18 protein-coding genes are annotated in these 22,448 nt (G+C 62.6%); 9 read left to right on the forward strand and 9 right to left on the reverse strand.

The window, feature by feature from the left end; genetic code table 11:
* The first annotated feature begins 94 nt into the window (after positions 1 to 94).
* From gltB to ACEVBK_RS17775, 6 genes are all read left to right on the forward strand, one after another.
* Positions 95 to 4,552 (forward strand): glutamate synthase large subunit, encoded by a 4,458-nt coding sequence (gene gltB / locus ACEVBK_RS17750; protein ID WP_375056221.1) that lies wholly within the window; start codon positions 95 to 97, stop codon positions 4,550 to 4,552.
* A gap of 12 nt (positions 4,553 to 4,564) precedes the next feature.
* Positions 4,565 to 5,980 carry an FAD-dependent oxidoreductase gene (locus ACEVBK_RS17755; RefSeq protein ID WP_375056222.1) on the forward strand — a complete coding sequence of 472 codons (1,416 nt, stop codon included), beginning with the start codon at positions 4,565 to 4,567 and terminating at the stop codon, positions 5,978 to 5,980.
* 379 nt (positions 5,981 to 6,359) lie between these two features.
* Entirely contained in the window at positions 6,360 to 7,058 is a 699-nt protein-coding gene (gene mtnN / locus ACEVBK_RS17760; RefSeq protein WP_375056223.1) for a 5'-methylthioadenosine/S-adenosylhomocysteine nucleosidase, read from the forward strand.
* A gap of 5 nt (positions 7,059 to 7,063) precedes the next feature.
* Positions 7,064 to 7,993, forward strand: coding sequence for a cobalamin biosynthesis protein (locus ACEVBK_RS17765; protein WP_375056224.1), 930 nt, complete (start codon positions 7,064 to 7,066; stop codon positions 7,991 to 7,993).
* On the forward strand, positions 7,986 to 8,828 hold the full coding sequence (locus tag ACEVBK_RS17770; RefSeq protein ID WP_375056225.1) for a cobalamin-binding protein: 843 nt from the start codon (positions 7,986 to 7,988) through the stop codon (positions 8,826 to 8,828). Before ACEVBK_RS17765 ends, ACEVBK_RS17770 begins: the two co-directional genes overlap by 8 nt.
* A gap of 64 nt (positions 8,829 to 8,892) precedes the next feature.
* Positions 8,893 to 9,522 carry a trimeric intracellular cation channel family protein gene (locus ACEVBK_RS17775; RefSeq protein WP_375056226.1) on the forward strand — a complete coding sequence of 210 codons (630 nt, stop codon included), beginning with the start codon at positions 8,893 to 8,895 and terminating at the stop codon, positions 9,520 to 9,522.
* A 96-nt stretch (positions 9,523 to 9,618) separates the two neighbouring features.
* On the opposite strand, the gene tyrS is transcribed toward ACEVBK_RS17775, so the two are convergent.
* The gene (gene tyrS, locus ACEVBK_RS17780; protein ID WP_375056227.1) at positions 9,619 to 10,815 is read right to left on the reverse strand and encodes a tyrosine--tRNA ligase; all 1,197 of its coding nucleotides are present in this window, start codon (positions 10,813 to 10,815) and stop codon (positions 9,619 to 9,621) included.
* 265 nt (positions 10,816 to 11,080) lie between these two features.
* Between tyrS and ACEVBK_RS17785 the strand changes: the two genes are divergently transcribed.
* On the forward strand, positions 11,081 to 12,364 hold the full coding sequence (locus ACEVBK_RS17785) for a peptidoglycan DD-metalloendopeptidase family protein (RefSeq protein WP_375056228.1): 1,284 nt from the start codon (positions 11,081 to 11,083) through the stop codon (positions 12,362 to 12,364).
* 17 nt (positions 12,365 to 12,381) lie between these two features.
* Here the strand turns inward: ACEVBK_RS17785 and ACEVBK_RS17790 are convergent, their stop codons facing one another.
* The 4 genes from ACEVBK_RS17790 to ACEVBK_RS17805 are packed head-to-tail and all read right to left on the reverse strand — an operon-like array spanning position 12,382 to position 14,175.
* Positions 12,382 to 12,807: an HIT domain-containing protein gene (locus ACEVBK_RS17790; protein WP_375056229.1), complete on the reverse strand. Its 426-nt coding sequence runs from the start codon at positions 12,805 to 12,807 to the stop codon at positions 12,382 to 12,384.
* Positions 12,804 to 13,127 (reverse strand): glutaredoxin family protein, encoded by a 324-nt coding sequence (locus tag ACEVBK_RS17795; RefSeq protein WP_375056230.1) that lies wholly within the window; start codon positions 13,125 to 13,127, stop codon positions 12,804 to 12,806. The genes ACEVBK_RS17790 and ACEVBK_RS17795 overlap by 4 nt, the downstream gene beginning before the upstream one ends.
* Before the next feature lie 8 nt (positions 13,128 to 13,135).
* Positions 13,136 to 13,480 carry an iron-sulfur cluster insertion protein ErpA gene (erpA, locus tag ACEVBK_RS17800; protein ID WP_375056231.1) on the reverse strand — a complete coding sequence of 115 codons (345 nt, stop codon included), beginning with the start codon at positions 13,478 to 13,480 and terminating at the stop codon, positions 13,136 to 13,138.
* 56 nt (positions 13,481 to 13,536) lie between these two features.
* A complete protein-coding gene (locus ACEVBK_RS17805) occupies positions 13,537 to 14,175 on the reverse strand; it encodes a DUF6776 family protein (RefSeq protein WP_375056232.1) in 639 nt (212 codons plus the stop codon).
* Between the two features lie 155 nt (positions 14,176 to 14,330).
* Here ACEVBK_RS17805 and hemL point away from each other — a divergent pair, with 155 nt between their 5' ends.
* Positions 14,331 to 15,617 (forward strand): glutamate-1-semialdehyde 2,1-aminomutase, encoded by a 1,287-nt coding sequence (gene hemL / locus ACEVBK_RS17810; RefSeq protein WP_375056233.1) that lies wholly within the window; start codon positions 14,331 to 14,333, stop codon positions 15,615 to 15,617.
* A 6-nt stretch (positions 15,618 to 15,623) separates the two neighbouring features.
* On the opposite strand, the gene ACEVBK_RS17815 is transcribed toward hemL, so the two are convergent.
* Genes ACEVBK_RS17815 through hrpB form a run of 3 tightly spaced genes read right to left on the reverse strand, consistent with a single transcriptional unit; the run spans position 15,624 to position 20,890 of the window.
* Positions 15,624 to 16,049, reverse strand: coding sequence for a VOC family protein (locus tag ACEVBK_RS17815; protein WP_375056234.1), 426 nt, complete (start codon positions 16,047 to 16,049; stop codon positions 15,624 to 15,626).
* Positions 16,050 to 16,109: 60 nt separating this feature from the next.
* Complete coding sequence (mrcB, locus tag ACEVBK_RS17820; RefSeq protein WP_375056235.1) at positions 16,110 to 18,455, reverse strand: penicillin-binding protein 1B; 2,346 nt, start codon at positions 18,453 to 18,455, stop codon at positions 16,110 to 16,112.
* A 2-nt stretch (positions 18,456 to 18,457) separates the two neighbouring features.
* The gene (hrpB, locus tag ACEVBK_RS17825) at positions 18,458 to 20,890 is read right to left on the reverse strand and encodes an ATP-dependent helicase HrpB (protein ID WP_375056236.1); all 2,433 of its coding nucleotides are present in this window, start codon (positions 20,888 to 20,890) and stop codon (positions 18,458 to 18,460) included.
* Positions 20,891 to 20,954: 64 nt separating this feature from the next.
* On the opposite strand from hrpB, the gene thpR reads away from it, so the two are divergent.
* Positions 20,955 to 21,473, forward strand: a complete 519-nt coding sequence (thpR, locus tag ACEVBK_RS17830) for an RNA 2',3'-cyclic phosphodiesterase (RefSeq protein WP_375056237.1) — start codon at positions 20,955 to 20,957, stop codon at positions 21,471 to 21,473.
* On the opposite strand, the gene sfsA is transcribed toward thpR, so the two are convergent.
* Positions 21,463 to 22,167, reverse strand: coding sequence for a DNA/RNA nuclease SfsA (gene sfsA / locus ACEVBK_RS17835; RefSeq protein ID WP_375056238.1), 705 nt, complete (start codon positions 22,165 to 22,167; stop codon positions 21,463 to 21,465). The two genes, thpR and sfsA, sit on opposite strands and share 11 nt — an antisense overlap.
* Positions 22,168 to 22,448: the final 281 nt, after the last annotated feature.

Below are 22,448 nucleotides of genomic sequence, written 5' to 3' on the forward strand. Positions count from 1 at the left end.
TAAATTAGCCACCAATGGCAACGGACGCTTCAGAGCATGTCGTGCTGACAAAAGTAGTCGCTCGGCCCCACGGCTTGAGCAATGGAGGAATGCAATGTCTCTTTATGACCCCACGCTTGAGAAGGATAACTGTGGTTTCGGACTGATCGCCCACACAGAAGGCGAAGCCAGCCATAAGCTTGTCCGACTCGCGATTTCGGCGTTGGATCGCATGCAACATCGTGGCGGTATCGCCGCCGACGGCAAGACCGGTGACGGTTGCGGCCTGTTGATGCAAAAACCCGATAGTTTCTTCCGCGCCGTCGCGGAAGATAAAGGATGGAACCTGGGCCGCAAGTACGCAGTCGGCATGCTGTTCCTTAACCCGGATCCGGTACTGGCCGAACAGACTCGGCAGATCGTCAACGAAGAGCTGGAACGGGAAACCCTGAGCCTGGTCGGCTGGCGCGAGGTGCCGGTCAATACCAATGTACTGGGCGATATCGCCAAGGCTTCCCTGCCCCGTATCGAGCAGGTCTTCGTCAACGCCCCCACCGGCTGGGTGGCCAAGGATCTGGAGCGTCGTCTCTATATAGTACGCCGCCGTATCGAAAAGCGGGTCAACGACGAATTCTTCTATGTGGTCAGCCTGTCCAACCTGGTGATGACCTACAAGGGCCTGTGTATGCCCGCCGACCTGCCCCGTTTCTATCTGGATCTGGCGGACATCCGGCTGCAATCGGCCATCTGTGTATTCCACCAGCGCTTTTCGACCAACACCCAGCCACGCTGGCCCCTGGCACAGCCGTTCCGCTTCCTGGCCCATAACGGTGAAATCAACACCATAGGTGGTAACCGCCAGTGGGCCCAGGCCCGCGCCTACAAATTCGCCTCACCGCTGCTGCCCGACTTGAAGGACGCCGCCCCCTTTGTCAATACCCAGGGCTCCGACTCCTCCAGCCTGGACAACATGCTGGAGCTCTTCCTGGCCGGCGGCATGGACCTGTTCCGCGCCATGCGCATGCTGATCCCGCCCGCCTGGCAGAAGAACCCGTCGATGGACGAGGACCTGCGTGCTTTTTACGACTTCAACTCCATGCACATGGAACCCTGGGACGGCCCTGCCGGCATCGTCATGTCCGACGGACGCTTCGCCGCCTGCGCCCTGGATCGCAATGGCCTGCGTCCGGCCCGCTTCGTGCGCACCAAGGACGGTTTCATCACCCTGGCTTCCGAAATCGGCATCTGGGACTACACCCCGGATGAGGTGCTGGAAAAAGGCCGGGTCGGTCCCGGCGAGCTGTTCGTGGTCGATACCTATACCTCCAAAATCTGGACCAGCTTCGAGATTGACGACGATCTCAAGAGCCGCCATCCCTACAAGGAGTGGATGACCAAACACAAGCGTCGCCTGACCCGTTTCGAGGATTTGCCCGACGACAAGGCCGGCCAGTGCGAACTGGACTCGACCTCCCTGCGTACCTACCAGAAGCTGTTCGGCTACTCCATGGAGGAACTGGACCAGGTGATCCGGGTCATGGGCGAGAACGGCCAGGAAGCGGTCGGCTCCATGGGTGACGACGCCCCCATGGCGGTGCTGTCCAGCCGGGCCCGTTCGGTCTACGACTACTTCCGCCAGATGTTTGCCCAGGTGACCAACCCGCCCATAGATCCATTGCGGGAAAACCACGTCATGTCCCTGGCCACCCTGATCGGCCGCGAACAGAACGTGTTCAACGAGACCCACGGCCACGCCCACCGGGTACAGTTCGAGTCGCCGATCCTGCTCTATTCCGACTTCCACCAATTGCTGGAGCTGGAGCAGACCCACCACAAACACCATATCCTGGATCTGAACTTCGATCCGGCGGAAGGTCTGCAAGCCGCCATCGAACGCCTCTGTGCCGAAGCCAGGGCCGCAGTACAGGACGGCACCGTCCTGCTGGTACTGACCGACCGTCACATCGCCAAGGACAAGCTGCCGATCCCGGCCGCTATGGCGGTGGGCGCGGTGCAGCGCACCCTGGTCGAGAACAACCTGCGTTGCGACTCCAACATCATAGTGGAAACCGCCAGTACCCGGGATCCGCACCAGTTCGCGGTGCTGCTCGGCTTCGGCGCCACCGCCATCTACCCCTACCTGGCCTACGAAACCCTGGGCCGTATGGTCGAAGACGGCGTACTCAAGATGCCCCTGCGCGAAGCCGTGCTCAACTTCCGTAACAGCATCAACAAGGGGCTGTACAAGGTGATGTCCAAGATGGGCATCAGCACCGTGGCCTCCTACCGCTGCTCCCAGCTGTTCGAAGCCATCGGCCTGCATCAGGACGTGGTCGAGCTGTGCTTCAATGGCGTGTCCAGCCGGGTACAGGGCGCCAGCTTCGAGGACTTCCAGCAGGACCTGTTCAACCTGAGCCGTCTGGCCTGGATCGCCCGCAAGCCGCTCAACCAGGGCGGCCTGCTCAAGTATGTGCACGACGGCGAGTACCACAGCTACAATCCGGACGTGGTCAACAGCCTGCAGCAGGCGGTTCGCTCCGGCAATTACGATGACTACAAAGAATATGCCCGCCTGGTCAACGAACGTCCGGTAGCCATGCTGCGCGACCTCTTCACCCTGAAGACAACCGAACAGGGCATAGGCCTGGACCAGGTGGAGCCCGCTTCGGCCCTGTTCCCACGCTTCGACAGCGCCGCCATGTCCATCGGCGCCCTGGGTCCGGAAGCCCACGAGTCCCTGGCCATCGCCATGAACCGTCTGGGCGGCCAGAGCAACTCCGGCGAGGGTGGTGAAGACCCGCGTCGCTTCAACAGCCTGAAGAATTCCAAGATCAAGCAGGTGGCTTCCGGCCGCTTCGGGGTCACCCCCCATTACCTGATGAATGCCGAAGTCATCCAGATCAAGGTGGCCCAGGGCGCCAAACCCGGCGAGGGCGGCCAGTTACCCGGCCACAAGGTCACCGCCGAGATCGCCAAGCTGCGTTATGCGGTACCGGGCGTCACCCTGATCTCGCCACCGCCGCACCACGATATCTACTCCATCGAGGATCTGGCCCAGTTGATCTTCGACATCAAGCAGATCAACCCGAACTGCCTGGTGTCGGTCAAGCTGGTGTCCGAGCCCGGAGTCGGCACCATCGCCACCGGCGTAGCCAAGGCCTATGCGGATCTAATCACCATCTCCGGTTACGACGGCGGCACCGGTGCCAGCCCGCTGACCTCGGTCAAGTACGCCGGCTCGCCCTGGGAACTGGGCCTGGCCGAAACCCAGCAGGCGCTGGTAGCCAACGGCCTGCGCCACAAGGTACGGCTACAGGTGGACGGCGGTCTCAAGACCGGCCTGGACATCATCAAGGCCGCCATCCTGGGTGCCGAGAGCTTCGGCTTCGGTACCGGCCCCATGGTCGCCCTGGGCTGCAAATACCTGCGTATCTGCCACCTGAACAACTGCGCCACCGGCGTGGCCACCCAGGATGAAAAACTGCGTAAGGACCACTTCCTCGGTCTGCCCGAGATGGTGGAGCACTACTTCAGGTTCATCGCAGAGGAAACCCGCGAGCTGATGGCCGGCCTGGGCGTGGCCAAGCTGACCGATCTTATCGGTCGCACCGATCTGCTGGAGGCCCTGCCCGGCGTGACCGCCAAACAGCAGAAGCTGGATCTGTCCGGCATCCTGGCCAAGCCCCAGCCCAAGCCGGGCCTGGCGGTATTCTGCCAGGAGTCGAATCCCGGCTTCGACAAGGGTCAGCTCAACCTGAAGATAACCGAAGATGCCCTGAACGCGGTGGAAACCAGCGGCGGCGGCGACTTCTATTACAGTATCCGCAACACCGATCGCTCGGTGGGTGCCCGCCTGTCCGGCGAAATCGCCAAGCGTCACGGCAACCAGGGCATGGCCGCAGACCCGGTACGCATTCATCTGGACGGCACCGCCGGCCAGAGCTTCGGGGTGTGGAACGCCGGCGGACTGGAAATGATCCTGACCGGCGATGCCAACGACTATGTGGGCAAGGGCATGACCGGGGGCAAGCTGGTGATCAAGTCCCATGTGGGCGTGGCTTTCGCTTCCCATCAAGCCACCCTGGTGGGCAACACCTGTCTGTACGGCGCCACCGGCGGCCACCTCTACGTGGCAGGTCGTGCCGGCGAGCGTTTCGCCGTGCGTAACTCCGGTGCCATCGCCGTGGTGGAAGGCGTGGGCGACAACGGTTGTGAATACATGACCAGCGGCATCGTTACCGTACTGGGCCGTACCGGCGTCAACTTCGCCGCCGGTATGACCGGAGGCTTTGCCTATGTGCTGGATGAGGACGACGACTTCCGTCTCAAGACCAACCATGAGCTGGTCGAGTTGCTGGAACTGGACGAGTTGGTGATCCATCAGGAGCACCTGCGCGGCATCATCACACAGCATCTGCAGGAAACCGGTAGTGACCGGGCGCAGGAAATACTGGCCGACTTCAACCAGTTCCTGCCCAAGTTCAAGCTGGTCAAACCGAAATCCAGCGATGTGAAATCCCTTTTGGGCCACCAGAGCCGCTCCACCGCAGAGCTGCGGGTCCATGCGCAGTAAAGGAAGATTGTGATGAGCCAGAACGTATTTCAGTTTATTGACGTGCAACGTGTCGATCCGCCCAAGAAGGCGATCGGCACCCGTAAAATCGAGTTCGTGGAGATCTACGAACCCTTTTCCGACAGCCAGGCCCAGATGCAGGCCGATCGTTGCCTGGACTGCGGCAACCCCTACTGCGAGTGGAAGTGTCCGGTACACAACTACATCCCCAACTGGCTGAAACTGGCCAACGAGGGACGCATCTTCGAGGCGGCGGATCTGTGTCACCAGACCAACAGCCTGCCCGAGGTGTGCGGCCGGGTGTGCCCCCAGGATCGGCTGTGCGAAGGCTCCTGTACCCTCAACGACCAGTTCGGTGCCGTGACCATAGGTAATATCGAAAAATACATTACCGACAAGGCGTTCGAGATGGGCTGGCGTCCGGACATGTCCAAGGTGGTCAAGACCGACCGCAAGGTTGCCATCATCGGTGCCGGCCCCGCCGGCCTGGCCTGCGCCGACATCCTGGTGCGCAACGGCGTCACGCCGGTGGTGTTCGACCGCTACCCGGAAATCGGTGGCCTGCTGACCTTCGGTATCCCCTCCTTCAAACTGGAGAAGTCGGTGATGAGCCGGCGCCGGGAAATCTTTACCGAGATGGGAGTGGAATTCCGCCTGGAAACCGAAGTCGGTAAGGACATCGGCTTCCAGACCCTGCTCGACGACTACGACGCCGTTTTCCTGGCTGTGGGCACCTACAAGTACATGCGAGCCGGCCTGGCCAACGAGGATGCCAGCGGCGTCTATGACGCCCTGCCCTTCCTGATTTCCAACGCCAACCGGGTGCTGGGCTTCGAGAAAGAGGCGGACGACTATATCGACATGAGCGGCAAGCGAGTCGTGGTGCTGGGCGGTGGCGACACCGCCATGGACTGCGTACGCACCTCCATCCGTCAGGGCGCCGGGCACGTGGTCTGCGCCTACCGCCGGGATGAGGCCAACATGCCCGGTTCCCGCCGCGAAGTGCAAAATGCCCGGGAAGAAGGGGTGAACTTCATGTTCAACCTGCAGCCCACCGGCATCCAGGTGAACGACAGCGGTCGAGTCACCGGGGTGGAAGTAATCACCACCCAACTGGGTGAGCCCGATGCCAACGGCCGTCGTCGCCCCGAGCCGGTGCCCGGCTCCGAGCAGGTGCTGGCCGCCGATGCGGTGATCATGGCGTTCGGCTTCCAGCCTCACGATCAGCCCTGGCTGAAAGAGTATGGTATCGACATCGACCGCAGTGGCCGCATCCTGGCCCCCGAGCAAAGCGACTTCGCTTTCCAGACCAGCCATCCGAAGATCTTTGCCGGCGGTGACGCCGTACGCGGCTCGGATCTGGTGGTGACCGCCATCGCCGAAGGCCGCAAGGCCGCCGAAGGCATCATGGACTATATCGGGCTCTGATCCCCGTAAGCTCCGTGCTCCAAGGCCGCTCATCGAGCGGCCTTGTTGTTTCTGTTGTCTCCTCCCAGAAGCACAAAGCTTGTCTGTAACGACTCAGCGAAGCGTCAACAGGACCACCTCCACCGACACGCTGCAAGCACATCCCTGCTGCCACTCTCCAGCCCCGCCGTGGTCTGATAGTCGTATCAGCAAGCGATACCGAGCTTTGGGGAGCCCCCAGGGATGGGTTTACGGCGAGTCGGCGGAGTCGTCCGCTTTGGCCGAGTACAACAGACTCCAAACAGTCTCTTACACCGCTGCCCGCACAGATCGCAGATCGGCCTTTCAGTCGGATAGTGATACACTCCCGTCCATCCTTTTCGTTGCGGGAGAATCCCTTATGACTATCGGCATTATCGGTGCCATGGAGCAGGAAGTAGCCGAACTCAGATCCCGGCTGGAACAGGCCAAGACCACGGCCGTGGCCGGCTGTGAGTTTTACCAGGGCACCCTGGCCGGCCAGGAGGTGGTGATCACCCGCTCCGGCATCGGCAAGGTCGCCGCCAGCATCGCCACCACCCTGCTGCTCGAGCGCTTCGCGCCCAGTTGCGTGATCAATACCGGCTCCGCCGGCGGTTTCGATCCGGCACTGCGGGTGGGTGATGTGGTGGTCTCCAGCGAAGTCCGCTTCCACGATGTGGACGTGACCGCCTTCGGCTATGAGATCGGCCAGATGGCGCAACAGCCGGCGGCCTTTACCGCCGATGCCGAGCTGATCGAGCTGGCCAGAGCCTGCCTGACAGAGCAGAGCGGCATCGCCTCGACGGTGGGCCTGATCTGCACCGGCGATCAGTTTATGCACCGTCCGGAACAGTTGCAAAAGGCCATGGCCGACTTCCCGGCGATGAAGGCCTGCGAAATGGAAGCCGGAGCCATCGCCCAGGTCTGTCATCAGTTCAGGGTCCCCTTCGTGGTGGTCCGCGCCCTCTCTGATATCGCCGGCAAGGAGCAGGCCGAGTCCTTCGAGGCCTTTCTGGAGGTGGCGGCCCGCCACTCTTCGGCCATGGTACTGACCATGGTGGAACGGATGCCAGGCTGAACACTGTGTCCGAATTCCCCCTGCTGACCCATCCGCTCACCCTGCTGAGCCTGGCGGTCATACTGAATCTGTTGTTGCCGGCAAAACAGCTTCAGCCAGCCCTTGGCAAGGGGCTGGCATTGCTCGGAGCCCGGCTCAATGGTGAACACTACTCTGCCCGTTATCTGCAAGCGGCAGGTGGTGCCTTCCTGCTTTGCCTGCTGTTACCCTTGCTGTCGACCTATTGGGCGCTGGCCGTTTTGGCTCCCTGGCCGTCGCTGCTGGAACCCCTGCTGCTATGGTGTTGCCTGGACATGGGACGACTTGGCCGGATGCTGCCCCAATGCCTGAGCCAGGTGGCGGAGCAACGGCCATTGGCACGGTTGAGCCTGGCATCACTCTGCCTGCGGCAGACGGATCCCCTGTCTCCGCTCGGCCTGCACAAGACGGTGGCGGAAGTAGCCCTGCTGCGCCTGGCCGGGGATTTTGCCCTGCTGTGCTGGTACCTGGCCGGCGGCATCTATGCCGCCCTGCTGTTCGCCCTGCTACGGAGCTGTACCCAGGCCTGGCCGGTGAAACTGAGCCAGTGGCGCGCCTTCGGCCTGCTCCCCTCGCTTTCGTACCGGGTTATGGCCTGGCTGCCGTTCCAGTTGCTGACGCTAACCTTGCTGATCTACCCGGGATCACTGCGGGCCATCCAGGCCTGGCCCCAGGGCCGGCTCTGGGGCTATCCGGCCGCAGGCCGGCTGCTGGCGGTGGCCGCCGCCGGGGTGGATGCAAGCCTGGGAGGACCTCGTCGCTACACCGATGCCACCGATTACTATCCCAAGCTCGGCAGCAAGAATTATCTGAACGAGGCCAGCACCCGAGCCCTGTTGTGGCGCCTGGTGATCGCCCTGCTGTTCTGGATGTCCCTGGCCTGGATGGTCGTACTGGTGCCGATGCTTCATGATTAGGTGCTCGTCATTACTGCTGTTGATGCTGACCCTGCTCGACACTGCCGGTGCCGATGAGGCTCATTCTGACGACCCCCGCTCAGAGCCGGCCCGGCGCATCATCAGTCTGACGCCCCATATTACCGAGATGCTGTTCGCCATCGGCGCAGGCCCGCAGGTCATCGCCGTCGACGAGGCCAGTGATTATCCGGCGGCGGTAGCCCCGCTGCCCAGGGTCGCCAACTACCGTTCCCTCAACCTGGAGCAGGTACTGGCGCTGCAGCCGGATCTGATCGTGGCCTGGCGCAGTGCCCAGCAGCTGCAGGTGCAGCCATTGGCCCAGTTGGGGATCCCCGTCGCCTATTCCGAGCCACAACGGCTGCTGGATCTGGCCGACGAGCTGGAATACCTGGGTGAGTTGAGCGGGCATACGCAACAGGCGCGGCAGGTGGCCGAGCATTACCGACGGCAGTTGTCCGAACTGGAGCACCGCTACCGGACCGCCCGCCCGGTAGCGGTGTTCTACCAACTCGGATCGACGCCGCTGATGTCGGCTAACGAAGGGACCTGGATGGGGCAAGCCATCCGCCTCTGTGGTGGCGTCAACATCATGGCCGCCAGCCCGGCACCCTACCCGCAACTGAATGCCGAGCTGGTGCTGGCCAAGGATCCCGAGGTGATACTCGCTTCGAACGATGAAGAGCTGGCCCGCTGGCGTCAGTGGCCCTCGCTGCAAGCGGTGCAAAGGGCTCGGCTGCTGACGGTGGACGCAGATCTGCTGCACCGCTTCACCCCACGCACCCCCGAGGGGATCCGCCAGCTGTGCCGGCAACTGGAGCGGGCCCGGGCAGAATGAGGGTGATTGTGTTCGACGGGGCGCCTCTATACAATGGCGCCCCTTTTATTTGAGGTAGAAATAAATGCAGCCCCTGGTCGATGCGGTATTCTACTGGAGTGATTTGTTCGGCACCGCCGTGTTCGCCTTTTCCGGCGTGCTGGTGGCGGGTCGGCTGCGCATGGACGGCTTTGGCGTAATAGTGCTGGCGGCGGTGACCGCCATCGGTGGCGGCACCATTCGCGATCTTATCATCGGTGCCGAGCAGGTCTTCTGGGTGGCGGATTCGATCTACCTGTGGGTCATACTGGCCACGGCCCTGCTGGGCCAGTATATCGCCCGGCTGCCGCGCCGGCTGCCCTGGTATATCCTGCCCCTGGCCGATGCCTTCGGCCTGGCGCTCTTTACCGTGATCGGTACCGAAAAGGCACTGGCCCACGGCACCTCCGGCATGGTGGCGGTGGTGATGGGTGTGATCACCGGGGTGGCCGGCGGCATGATCCGCGACGTGCTGGCCCGGGAAGTACCCATGGTGCTGCAGCGGGAAATCTATGCCACCGCCTGCATCCTGGGGGGCATCCTCTATACCGGCACCCTGGCCCTTGGCGTGACTCCGCTACTGGCCACCCTGGCCGGCATGCTGGGTACCTTCGCCCTACGGGTGGCCGCCATCCGCTGGCACCTGTCACTGCCGGCCTTTTCCCTCGGCAGATAAGGTACAGGAAGCGGGAAAGATAAGGAAACAACAGGAGCAGGCCGATGGCCTGCTCCTGTTACGCTCAACGAACGAGCCTCAAATGCCGCGCCGAGCTCAGGCCACGGTCACCCGGGCGAACTTGCGCTTGCCGACTTGGTATACGGCCTGACCGGGCTGCACCACCAGCTTGCCGTCGCCCAGCTTGTCGCCGTTCACCTTGACCGCACCCTGCCTGATCATGCGCAGCGCTTCGGAGGTCGAGTCCACCAGGCCGGCGTCTTTCAGCAGGTTGGCGATGGCGATGCCCTCGCCCCCCGCCTGCAGGACCACTTCCGGCAAATCCTCGGGAATGGCGTTCTTCTGGAAGCGCAGCACAAAGTCCTGGTACGCCTGCTCGGCCGCCGCCTCGCTGTGATAGCGGGTGATGATTTCCTTGGCCAGCAGTATCTTGATATCGCGCGGGTTGGCGCCCTCGGCCACCTGTTGTTTCAGGACGGCCAGTTCCTCCAGGTTGCGGCGGGACAGCAGTTCGAAGTAACGCCACATCAGTTCGTCGGACAGCGACATGATTTTGCCGAACATCTGCTCAGGGGCTTCGTCCACCCCGATGTAGTTACCGGCCGATTTGGACATTTTTTTGACACCGTCCAGGCCTTCCAGCAGCGGCATGGTCAGTACTACCTGCGGAGACTGGCCCGCATCCTTCTGCAGTTCTCGACCCATCAGCAGGTTGAATTTCTGATCGGTGCCACCCAGCTCGACATCGGCCCTGAGCGCCACCGAGTCGTAGCCCTGCAGCAGCGGATACATGAATTCGTGGATGGCGATGGACTGGCCGGAGCTGTAACGCTTCTTGAAGTCGTCCCGTTCCAGCATGCGGGCCACCGTCAGCTTCGAGGCCAGCTTGATCATGCCGGTGGCCCCCAACTCGCCCAGCCAGCTGGAATTGTAGACAATCTGGGTTCTGGCCGGATCCAGTACCTTGAAGGCCTGCTCGGCGTAGGTCTTGGCGTTGTCCGCCACCTGCTCCGGGGTCAGCGGCGGTCGGGTACTGTTCTTGCCGCTGGGATCGCCGACCTGAGCGGTAAAATCACCGATAAGCAGCAAGACTTCATGGCCCAGATCCTGAAACTGGCGCAGCTTGTTGAGAATGACCGTATGCCCCAGGTGAATATCGGGCGCGGTAGGATCCATCCCCAGTTTCACCCGTAACGGACGACCTTCCTTCAACTTTGCGACCAGCTCTTCTTCAACCAGTATCTCTTCGGCACCACGCTTGATTTCAGCCAATGCCGTTTCCAGCTGGGACATGACGACTATACTCCTGTGCTGTGAACCTGAATAACCCAACCGATGGCAACCAGGGCTAGAACTGCGTACAAGGCGGCGGCAGCGGGTCCGCACAGCATCAATGATGCCCCGTGTAAACACTTCAGCCGCAGAGAACAGACCCATGCGGAGTTGTTGCCCTATTGGTTATTCAGACGACCAAACAAATAAGGAAGGCATATTACTGGAATGGCGGTGAAATTGGAAAGGCTGTAAAATCCTTACGTAAATCAGGGAAGAGTCCACTATGCCCGTAATAAAAGTATTCAAACTATTACCCCGTGGCCACAAGATAGCCATCGGTGCCCTGAGTGCCGCCATGGTGCTACTGATCATGGCGCCGACCGAATCGGCCTTGGCCAGCCGCGATCAGCCCGACGATCTGCTCCCGGGAAGCCAGCCACTGGTACTGGCAGTGGAAGATGTGCCTTTTGTGGATGAAAACCTGCATGCCCGGGAGCTGGTCGTCAAGGTCAGTCCCGGCGATACCCTGTCCTCCATCTTCGCCCGTAACGGACTGTCCTCGACCCTGTTGCACGACATCAGCCAACTGGGCGAGCATGCCGAGCAATTGAAGAAAATTCATCCCGGTGAACGGCTGACCTTTTTCCTGGATAAAAAAGGCCATTTTTCCGCCCTCAGTTACCCGCTGGATGCCGCCCGGACCCTGGAGATCAAACGGCGTGATGCGGAGCTGCATAGCCGCATCATCCGTGCCCAGCTCGAACATCGCACCCAATACGCTCAGGCCTCGGTCAACTCCAATTTCTGGAACGCCGGCATCAGTGCCGGCCTGAACCCGGGACAGATCCTGAGCCTGGCTGCCATGTTTGCCTGGGATGTGGATTTTGCGCTGGATATCCGTGCCGGCGACCGTTTCACGGTACTCTACGAGCAGCGCTATAAAGACGGCATCCATGTGGATACCGGCCATATCCTGGCTGCCGAGTTTGTCAATCAAGGCAAAGTGTACCGGGCGGTCCGCCATGACGATGGCAACTACTATTCCCCCGAAGGCCGCGCCATGCGCAAGAGCTTTCTGCGAGCACCGGTCAATTTCTCCCATATCAGTTCCAACTTCAACCCACGCCGCCTGCATCCGGTCACCGGCCAGATCAAGGCCCACCGGGGCATCGACTACGCGGCTCGTACCGGTACTCCCGTGGTGGCCGCCGGCAACGGCGTGGTGGTGGAGTCCGGCTACAGCCAGTTCAACGGCAACTATGTGGTGATCCGTCACGACGGTACCTACCTCACCAAGTATCTGCACCTGCACCAACGCATGGTGAAAAAAGGAGAGAAGGTAAAGCAGGAGCAACAAATCGGAACCGTAGGCGCCACCGGCCGGGTAACCGGCCCTCATCTGCACTATGAATTCCTGGTCAACGGGGTGCACCAGGATCCCAAGACGGTGGATCTGCCCCAGGCGGCGATACTGTCCCGCGGCGAACTGGCCACGTTCAGGCCCAGGGCTGACAAGCTGCTGGCACAGCTGAGCAAGGTCAGCGAAGTGATGCTGGCGAAGAACTAAGGCGGCTTTGGTGCCCCTTAACGGACGCGAAAGCCTTCCAACTGGCTTAGCCGCCGGCGCCAGAGTCCGGCTTCGGCATCAGGGTCGGTATAAGGCTGAGCCGGAAACCTGCCCCAGACAGGCGCGGGCCAGGCCACATCCGAGGTAAAGCGGGCCACATGATGCAGATGCAACTGGGGCACCATATTGCCGAGGGCGGCGACATTCATTTTATCGGCCGAAAGTTCGGTCTCCATCAAGCGTCCCAGTGCACAGGACTCCCGCAGCAGTTGCAGCTGGTCGTCCTCACTCAGCCAGTGGATTTCCCGGATATCGGCCCGCTGGGGCACCAGGATCAACCAGGGGTAGCGGCCATCGTTGGCCAGCAACACCAGACTCAAAGGCAGTTCCCCCAGCACCTGGCAATCCGCCGCCAATTGCGGATGCAGCCGGAAGGCGCTCACTGCCCTACTCCAAAATGACGACGCAGGTAGGCGATGATATCCATGGACTCGTACAGCCAGTAATACCGCCCCGGCTCGAACTCGATGCGCAGGCAGGGCACCATGCGCTGGCCGCCGCCCGCCAGCAGCGCCTGCAGATGCTGCGGCTCGTTGGTGTCATATTCGACGATGTCGAGACTCAATTCATCGATCGCCGCCTTTACCCGCTGACAGTAGGGACACCAGGCCTTTTGGTAAAGCGCCAGCTTGATAACGCTATCCACCACCGGGGCCGGTGCATCATGGTGTTCGGCTCCCTTGAGCCAGTCGAACAGGGACATATGTCGCCTCAAACACTGAAGGATGAGCCGCAACCACAGGTACTGGTAGCGTTGGGGTTGGTGACCAGGAAGCGGGAACCCTCCAGGCCTTCGACATAATCGACGGTACCGCCCATCAGATATTGCAGACTCATGGCATCGACCACCATGATGACCCCGTTTTTCTCGATCACGGTATCACCGTCGTTGGTTTTTTCATCGAAGGTAAAACCGTATTGAAAGCCGGAACAACCACCGCCGGTGATATAGACCCTGAGCCTGAGCTCGGGATTTTCCTCTTCGCAAATCAGGGCTTTAATCTTGTTGGCTGCCGAATCACTCATCTGGATCGGCAAGGGGATTGCATCGCTCATCACTACCTCTTGGGGTTGGTTGTCGCTCAAAATTATCTAATACCCGAGTAAACAGTTCAAGTATTGTCCGGTATCGGCCAGTTCAGACTCAGGGTGCGCCGACGGTTGTCACCCAGTTCCAAGCGCACTTCCAGGGTCTGCGCCCGGGTTTCGGAAGGCAGTCGCAATTGACCGGAGAGCACCTGGAAATGGCGGAAATCCAGGGTCACCGGCGCCACCCCCAGGGCATCGTCATCCAGGGTCACGGCACGCCCGTCCTGCACCGCCCGCACCTGCAGCCGGGCCTGTCCCATGACCCGGTTTCCGGCACTGCCCGGTTGCAGCAGCACCAGCCGGTAACTGAACAGCCCCGGCTCTCCCAGTGCCGCTATGTCCTCCTGGGCCAGCAACAGTCCGGGACCTTCGTCCGGAGCCAATACCTGCCGATACAGGGCCAGTTGCTGGGCCTGTTCGGCCAGTTGCCGGGACTGCAGCTCCAACTGCGCCAACTGGCTGCTCTCGGCACTCAGCAGAGCCTGCATGTCCACCCTCAGGCCCAGCATTTCCTGCCGATGCCGCTCCGCCTGCTGCAAGCCAGATTCGATTTGCCGACTTTGCTCCTGATAGCGCAGCCCAAAATACACGGTAACGCCGGCAAGCAGCAGGTTTAACGCCAGAGACGCGATCAGGATACGAGGGTCAAGCGGCTTGTTCATAGACGGCTCCCAATAAACACAGCGGCGGATTGTGCCAAAGCCCCGGTCATGGCACCAGCGACAAACCGCCACCATTCTCGGCCTGCTCGCTTTTTGCTATAGTCTGGCCACCCTGGCCGCACGCGCCACCTCTGACCTATTCAAAGGATACCGACATGTCCAAGTCCGACGATTTGTTTGCCCAAGCCCGCCGGGTGATCCCGGGTGGCGTCAACTCCCCGGTACGCGCTTTCAACGGCGTGGGCGGCACTCCACGCTTTATCGAGCGGGCCGACGGCGCCTATATTTTCGATGTGGATGGCCAATCCTACGTTGATTATATCGGCTCCTGGGGCCCCATGATCCTCGGCCACAATGCCCCTGTGGTGCGCGATGCGGTCATCGAAGCCGTTTCCCGCGGCCTGAGCTACGGCGCCCCCACCGGCGTCGAGGTGACCATGGCGGAAAGAGTGAACAAGCTGGTGCCCTCTATGGAACAGGTGCGTATGGTCAACTCCGGTACCGAGGCCACCATGAGCGCCATCCGTCTGGCCCGGGGCTTTACCGGCCGGGACAAGATCCTCAAGTTCGAAGGCTGCTACCACGGCCACGCCGACTGCCTGCTGGTCAAGGCCGGCTCCGGCGCCCTCACCCTGGGCCAGCCTAATTCCCCGGGAGTGCCGGCCGACTTCGCCAAACACACCCTGACCTGCACCTTCAACGACCTGGAGTCGGTCAAGGCCGCCTTCGCAGCGGCTCCTGCAGACATCGCCTGTATCATCGTCGAGCCGGTGGCCGGCAATATGAACTGTATCCCCCCCGTCCCCGGTTTCCTCGAAGGCCTTCGCGCCCTCTGCGACCAGTACGGTGCCCTGCTGATTTTCGACGAGGTAATGTGCGGGTTCCGCGCCGCCCTGGGCGGAGCCCAGCAGCGCTACGGGGTCAAACCGGACCTCACCACCCTCGGCAAGATCATCGGTGGCGGCATGCCGGTCGGTGCCTTTGGGGGGCGCCGTGACGTGATGGAACACCTGGCGCCCACCGGCCCCGTCTACCAGGCCGGCACCCTGTCCGGCAACCCGGTGGCCATGGCCGCCGGCCTGGCCACCCTCGATGCCATCAGCCAGCCGGGTGTGTACGAAGCGCTGGAGCAGAAGACCCGCACCCTGGTGGAAGGGCTGCAGGCGGCGGCCGACAGGCACGGCATCCCCTTCACCACCACCCGGGTGGGCGCCATGTTCGGCTTCTTCTTTACCGAGGAGAAGGAGATCAGCCGCTACGAGCAGGTGACCCGCTGCGATCTGGAGGCGTTCAAGCGCTTCTTCCATCTGATGCTGGAAGAAGGCGTCTACCTGGCGCCCAGTGCCTTCGAGGCGGGCTTCATGTCCCTGGCCCATGGAGACCGGGAACTGACCCATACCCTGGCCGCCGCCGATCGGGCCTTCGCGGCCCTGAAAGGCTAAGCCGCACTACTCCGGCCGCTGGATCTCCACCAGCGGCCCTTCCAGCAACTCCACGCTGTTACCATCCGGATCCAGAATGAACACGTAGCGGGAGCAGGTCTGCCCCTGCACCGGGGAAGGCTTGTCGGTCAGCATGCCGGCGCCGTGCAACGCACTCAACGCCCGATCCAGATCGTCCACCTGTAGGGCAAAGTGACGCAGTCCCAATCGAAAGCCGTTGGCCCAGGGCGGGATGGCGGACAGCTCGGCTTCTTCCTCCGGACGGAAACAGTAAAGCTCCAGCAGAGCCTGCCCCAGCCGCAAGTGACAGATCTGCAGTCGGCCTTCCGCATCCTGCCAGCGGTAGACCGGCTCGAATCCCAGCCCTTTATAGAACCCCTCCGCCACGGACAGGTCCCGCACGCTCAGGGTAACGTGATGAAAAGAAAACATGGGCAGATCCTCCATCTCCATACTATTGAGCATATACAGAGATGGCGCCTTTCACCCTGCTTATCGGGCGAAATTGAAAATGTCCCGCAGCCAGTCGCTGATCGGCTCCCCCGAGGAAGGTCGTTGGGGCTGCGGCACCGGTGCCGCCGGGCGGCAGTCGCGGATCCCCGGCAGGCTGGCGGCCTTGGCCGGCAGCAACAGGGTCTGCTCGCAACGCGGATCGGCTGGCTGACCGTCACGTACCGCAAAGTTGACCTGATCGATACCGGCAGGGGCCGTCAGTTCCAGGGAGTCGACCCCACGTCCGTCCAGGTAACGGCTGTAGACCCGCAGGGCGCCGCTGGCGCCGGTCAGGCCGGTCACGCCATTGTCGTCACGCCCTACCCAGACGCTGACCAGTTCTTCGTTATCCAGACCCGCATACCAGGTATCCCGCAGATCATTGGTGGTGCCGGTCTTGCCCGCCATCACCCGGTTGGGGAAACGGGCCGCCAGGTGGGCACCGGTGCCGCCGCCCACCACCTTGGTCATGGCATAGAGCGCCAGGTAACCGGCTTCCGGCTCCAGCACCCGCACCGCTCGGGCGCTGTGCTGATACAGTAACTCTCCATGCTCGTCCTGAATGGCTCTAATGGAGGTCAGTGGCTGGTAAAGCCCCTGGTTGGCCAGGCTCAGATACAGCTGGTTGACCTCCAGCGGCGTCAGTTCCAGGGTGCCTAGCAGCAATGACGGATAGGCCTGGATCGGCTGCTGCACCCCCAGTCGCTTGAGGCCATCGACCACCTTATCCAGCCCGATAGCCATACCCAGGTTCACCGTCGGCACGTTCAGGGACTTGGCCAGGGCATCGTACAGCATCACCTGGCCGCGGAACCGGCGGTCGTAATTGTTGGGCCGCCACACCTGACCCGCATCGCTGCGCAGGCTGATGGGTTCATCCTTGAGCGGGCTAGCCAGGGTATAACCGTTGGCCAGGGCCTCCGCAAACACCGGCGGCTTGATCAGGGAGCCGATGGGCCGGCGCGCCGCCAAGGCCCGGTTGAAGCCGGCGAAGCTGGGATCGGCGCCGCCGACCACAGCGCTGACCTCGCCCTTGCGCCAGTTGGACACCACCACCGCCGCTTCCAGATCATCGCGCTTGGTATTGGCCCTGAGCTGCTTGAGCTGCTCCACCACGGCCTGCTCGGCGCTGTGCTGGGCGATAGGATCCAGGCTGCTGAAGATCTTGAGCCCGTTCTGCCTGAGGAAGTCGGCACCGAAACGCTCGCGCAACTCCTGGCGCAGCATGCCCATGAAAGCCGGGGTGCGACCATAGCCCATGCGTCCCCGCTCGATCAGTTGCAGGGGGTTGCTGCTGGCTTGCTCGTAGGTATCACGATCGATATGGCCTTCATTGGCCAGCAGGCGCAATACCAGGTCCCGCCGCTCCTGAGCCCGGTCCGGATTGCGCCAGGGATCGTAGAAGGACGGCCCCTTAACCAGGGCCACCATCAAGGCTATCTGGTCCGGGTTGAGTTCGTTCAGGGGCAGGCCAAAATAGAAGTAGCTGGCCAGTCCGAATCCATACACCCCCTGAGATCCATTCTGACCCAGATAGACTTCGTTCAGGTAGGCTTCCAGGATCTCGTCCTTCTCATAGCGGAAGTCGATGATCAGCGCCATATAGGCTTCCTGCACCTTGCGCCACAGGCTGCGATCCTGAGTGAGAAAGAAGTTCTTGGCCAGCTGTTGGGTCAGGGTGCTGCCACCCTGTACGGTACGACCGGCCTTGAGGTTGACCACCAGGGCACGCATGATCGCCAGGGGAGAAACCCCGTCGTGGCGGTAGAAATCCCGGTCCTCTACCGTCAGCAGGGCGGTGACCAGCAGTTCCGGTACCTGATCCAGCCGCACCAGCAGCCGGTCCTCCCGCTGCTCCACATTGAGCCGGTCGAGCAGCACAGGATCCATGCGGGCATAACCCAGCTCCCGACCGTTGGCCGGATTCTGCATCCGCGCCAACCGCTGGCCGTCGAAGGTCAGCAGAATGGAGCGGGCCGCTTCGGCGCCGTCGGAAAAATTGAAGGGACGACGGTGGATTTCGATACGGTTATTGGTCACCGCGTACTCGCCGGGCCGGCTGGGGCTGGCCACCTTGCGGTAATTCAGCAGCTGCAGCTCGCGCAGCATCTGCTGGTGGGACAGCTTCTGCCCCGGAAACAGTTCCAGCGGCCGGCTGTAGACCAGCGCGGGCAACGCCCACTTCTGGCCCTCGAAGCGCTCCCGCACCTGGCTGTCCAGATAAATACCGAAGATTCCGAGCAGCACGGCAAGCGCCAGGCCGAGCTTGAACAGCAGGCCCCACCATGAACGGCGCTTTTTTACGGGCTTTTTGGTTGATTTACGGGTTCGGGTCTGTTTTGCCATAATCAGTGCTTCATCTGCCTCTTGGTGTGCCGGGTCGGTGCCGTATTGGCAGGATCCTCGGGCCACACGTGTTTGGGGTAACGCCCCTTCATCTCTTTTTTCACATCCTGGTAGGATCCGGCCCAGAAGGCGGCCAGATCCCGGGTGACCTGCAGCGGGCGCCGCGCCGGCGACAACAATTCCAGCACCAGCGGCACCCGTCCGCGCGCCAGCTCGGGCGTATCCGACTGGCCGAACATCTCCTGCAGCCGCACCGGCAACACGGGATCCTCTTCTTCCCGGTAGCGGATGGCGGCCCGGGTGCCGGTGGCCAATTCGAGGTGGCCGGGTAGCAGGGTATCCAGCAATTGCTGTTGTGACCAGTCCAACCGACTCTTAAATATGCCGAGCCAGTTCAGCCGGCCCAGCTCTTCCCAGCGGCCGAGCCCCGTCAGGTAAGGCAGCAGCCACCGTTCTGCCTCCGCCAGCCACTGGGCCTCGTCACAGGAGGGGAAGCCGCAGTCGGCCAGCTTCTGTCCGGCCAGCTTCAATCTGAGCCAGTACTGGCAGACTTCCTCGTCCAACGGCAGCGCCGTCCAGCCGCGGCGCACCAGCTCATCCAGCAGGCAGCGGGCGCGCTGCTCGGGACTGACCTCGTGCAGGGGGCTGCGCTGCAGCACCAGCTTGCCGAAGCACCACTGGCGCTCGGCCCGCACCCGGTTGGCTTCATTATCCCACTGCAACTGCTGGCGCTCCTCGAAACGTTCGGGCACGCACTGGCGCAACTGCTCTTGGGTGACCGGCTCGGCCCCCTGGATAAAGACACCCCGCTCGCCGCGCCCCAGGGCCGCCACCGCCAGCATGGCCTTGCCGAGCAGGGGGCTGCCCTGCGGCAGGTCGGCACTCAGGCCGCCGGCCAGGGCGTAGCGGCCCTGCTGGCGCAGCAACCCTACCCATTCCGGCCGGGCATTGGCCAGCAGGGGCCCCAGGTAATGACCACCCGGCGCGGCGGAGGGCTGTTCCAGCCGCCCGAACCAGCGTTCGGCCACCGGTTTCAGCCGCCCCTGTCGGGCCAGTATCTGCCCCGACAGGGGACCGTCCTCCAGCCGACCTTCTTCCAGCAGGGCCACCAGGTAGACGGCGTCGGCCAGGGCGCCCGCCCTCCCCTGCCGTTGCCAGTCGAGGGCGGTGAGCAGCAACTGGCCCAGCCAGGGCTCGGCCCCCAACTGCCAGACCCGCCGCCCGAGCGGGCTCAACTGGGAGCCGTGTAGCAACCCCAGCTCCGCCAACTGTCGTCGGGCCGCCGCCAGTAGCGGGGCCGGAGGCGGCGTCAGCAGAGGCAAACCTTCGGGATCGGCCCCCCAGGCGGCGCATTCCAGCACAAAACCGGCCAGGCAGCTCTGTTCTATTTCCGCCGGCCGCCGGGCCGCCAGCCGCTCCTGTTGCTCCCGGGCCCATAGCCGCAGGCAGACGCCGGGCCCCAGCCGTCCAGCCCGCCCGGCCCGCTGGGTGGCGGACGCCTGGCCTATCTGCCGGCTCAGCAGCCGGGTGATGCCGGCCTCGGGATCGAACTGGGCCTGGCGTTCCAGGCCCGAGTCCACCACTATGCTGATGCCGTCTATGGTGAGGGACGTTTCCGCCACATTGGTGGCCAGCACTACCTTGCGCCGACCCGCCACCGCCGGCGCAATCGCCGCCTGCTGCTCGGCCAGGGTCAGCCGGCCATAGAGGGGCCTGAGCTCGACCCCATCGGCCACCTTGTCGACGAGCCAATCCCGGGTAGCGCGGATTTCCCGCTCACCGGGCAGAAAGGCCAACACGCTGCCCTCATGCTGGCTGAGGGCCGCCAGTGTCGCCCGCCCCATCGCTTCTTCCAGCCGGCTGTGCTGGCTGCGGGGCTGGTACTCGAGCGCGACCGGGAAACTGCGGCCGGCGCTGCGGACCGCCACCGCATCGGGCAGCAGCCGCTCCAGCGCCAGCCCCTCCAGGGTGGCGGACATGACCAGAATTTTCAGATCCTCCCGCAGGGCTTGGCATTCCAGCGCGAAGGCCAGGGCCAGGTCGGCCTGCAGGCTGCGCTCGTGGAACTCGTCGAAGATCAGCAACCCCACCCCTTCAAGCTCGGGGTCCGCCTGCAGCATCCGGGTCAATACCCCCTCTGTCACCACCTCCAGCCGGGTATGCTTGCCGCTCCGGCTTTCACCGCGCATCCGGTAGCCCACCCGCCCGCCCGGGGTCTCCCCCAACTGCTGCGCCAGATACTGGGCGATGGTACGGGTCGCGAGCCGGCGTGGCTCCAGCATGATGATACGACCCCGGATCTCCGCCTGCTCCAGCAGCCAGAGCGGCAGCCAGGTGGATTTACCGGCGCCGGGCGGCGCTTCGATAATGATACGGGACGCCGCCAGCGCCAGTTGCAGCTGTGGCAGGGCCTCGACGATTGGAAGTTGATTCACGCTGTTACCTGACTGGCTGAAAACCGTTATATTGTGCCAAAAGCCTCTGCAAAGGACTATGCCGATGAACGAGCCCGACAACCGGCTGTTTCTGGCCTTTCCCGCCGACGCGCTGGCTCCCGCCCTGAGCGGCCTGCAAGACCGGCTGAGGCTGCCCGGGCGGAGGATCCCTGCCCATCAGTTCCACCTTACCCTGCGTTTTCTCGGCCATACCGAGACCACGCGACAGCAGGCACTGACAAGACGGCTCGGCAAGCACCCCTTGCCCGCTTTCAACCTGAGCCTGGACCGTCTGGGCTGTTTTTCCCGGGCCGGCGTGGTCTGGATAGGTCCGACCCGGGTGCCCGAGGCGCTGGCGCAGTTGGCCGAGGCGATGGCCCAGTACTGTGCCAGCCTCGGCATAGGACCGCCCCACAAGGCATTCCGGCCTCATATTACCCTGTACCGCCACTGTAGCGGCGAAACCCTGCCGGACATCGAACCGATAGGCTTCAGACCCGAACAGTTGTGCCTGTATCGCGCCACCCCGACCGGACAGGGCCCGGTCTACGACCGCCTGCAGGCCTGGCCGCTCAGGGAATAAAGGGCAACGCCCGGATCAGCTGCATGCCTTCGGTACCGATCCTGGCCCGCCAGGCCAGACATTCCACTCCCGCCGCCAGCGCCTCGTCGATCAGCCGGCCATAGGCCGGATCCAGATGGCGGGCCGGGCTGACCCGCTCGATCCCGGTATGCAACACACAGAACAACATCACCGCCCGCTGCCCGGCGCGGGCACAGGCAATCAACTCGCGCACATGCTTCTGGGCCCGCTCGCTCACGGTATCCGGGAAATAACCCTGACCGTCCCGCTCCAGCAGGGTCACGCTCTTGACCTCTACGTAGCAGTCCGCTGCCGCTCCGCCTCCCAACAGGAAATCGATACGGCTGCCCTCATCACCGTAGCGCACTTCCGCCCGAATCCTTGAATAACCGGATAGTTCCGGGATCCTCCCCTGGGCCAGCGCTTCGGCCACCAACTGATTGGCCCGGGCGGTATTGACACAAATCAGCTGTCCCTCGGGATTCTCCGTCAGTTCCCAGGTGTGGGCATACTTGCGCCCGGGATTGTCCGAGGTGGAAAAATACACCGGCCAGTCCGGCCCGGCACAACCGGTCATCCGGCCCGTATTGGGGCAATGCAGGGTCAGGAGATGGCCCTGGTGGATCACGTCTGCCAGGAAACGCTTGTAGCGACGGACCAGGCGCCCACCACATAAAGGAGAGGAAAACTGCACAATTGTACCTATAGTTCATAAATAGAGTGCGATGGTAACCGCAGCAGCAGTACCGGCTCCACTCTTGAAAATGCCATTCCTCGTCCCCATATGGAGGGCTCACCAAAGAGTTGCCGCTCTCTTTCGTCGTTTTGTTGAAGATAAAAGAAGTGGCCACGGTCGTATTTAAGGAGCAACTGCAGCAGAAATCACAACGCAAAATTGCCTTGTTAATATGCTTTCTGCTATAGATAGCCGCTTCTTGAATTTGGTTGGCGCAATATTGCTTTTTAGGAGATACG

The organism is Zobellella sp. DQSA1 (genome assembly GCF_041950555.1).
In the GTDB taxonomy this organism is placed as follows: domain Bacteria; phylum Pseudomonadota; class Gammaproteobacteria; order Enterobacterales; family Aeromonadaceae; genus Oceanimonas.

What these genes read in the sequence shown, in the direction of transcription:
- ACEVBK_RS17785 (WP_375056228.1), top strand. Translation starts at nt 11,081, where the DNA reads ATGCCCGTAATAAAAGTATTCAAACTATTACCCCGTGGCCACAAGATA.
- thpR (WP_375056237.1), top strand. Translation starts at nt 20,955, where the DNA reads ATGAACGAGCCCGACAACCGGCTGTTTCTGGCCTTTCCCGCCGACGCG.
- ACEVBK_RS17755 (WP_375056222.1), top strand. Translation starts at nt 4,565, where the DNA reads ATGAGCCAGAACGTATTTCAGTTTATTGACGTGCAACGTGTCGATCCG.
- tyrS (WP_375056227.1), bottom strand. Translation starts at nt 10,815, where the DNA reads ATGTCCCAGCTGGAAACGGCATTGGCTGAAATCAAGCGTGGTGCCGAA.
- hemL (WP_375056233.1), top strand. Translation starts at nt 14,331, where the DNA reads ATGTCCAAGTCCGACGATTTGTTTGCCCAAGCCCGCCGGGTGATCCCG.
- mtnN (WP_375056223.1), top strand. Translation starts at nt 6,360, where the DNA reads ATGACTATCGGCATTATCGGTGCCATGGAGCAGGAAGTAGCCGAACTC.
- ACEVBK_RS17805 (WP_375056232.1), bottom strand. Translation starts at nt 14,175, where the DNA reads ATGAACAAGCCGCTTGACCCTCGTATCCTGATCGCGTCTCTGGCGTTA.
- ACEVBK_RS17775 (WP_375056226.1), top strand. Translation starts at nt 8,893, where the DNA reads ATGCAGCCCCTGGTCGATGCGGTATTCTACTGGAGTGATTTGTTCGGC.
- erpA (WP_375056231.1), bottom strand. Translation starts at nt 13,480, where the DNA reads ATGAGCGATGCAATCCCCTTGCCGATCCAGATGAGTGATTCGGCAGCC.
- ACEVBK_RS17795 (WP_375056230.1), bottom strand. Translation starts at nt 13,127, where the DNA reads ATGTCCCTGTTCGACTGGCTCAAGGGAGCCGAACACCATGATGCACCG.
- ACEVBK_RS17815 (WP_375056234.1), bottom strand. Translation starts at nt 16,049, where the DNA reads ATGTTTTCTTTTCATCACGTTACCCTGAGCGTGCGGGACCTGTCCGTG.
- gltB (WP_375056221.1), top strand. Translation starts at nt 95, where the DNA reads ATGTCTCTTTATGACCCCACGCTTGAGAAGGATAACTGTGGTTTCGGA.
- ACEVBK_RS17770 (WP_375056225.1), top strand. Translation starts at nt 7,986, where the DNA reads ATGATTAGGTGCTCGTCATTACTGCTGTTGATGCTGACCCTGCTCGAC.
- mrcB (WP_375056235.1), bottom strand. Translation starts at nt 18,455, where the DNA reads ATGGCAAAACAGACCCGAACCCGTAAATCAACCAAAAAGCCCGTAAAA.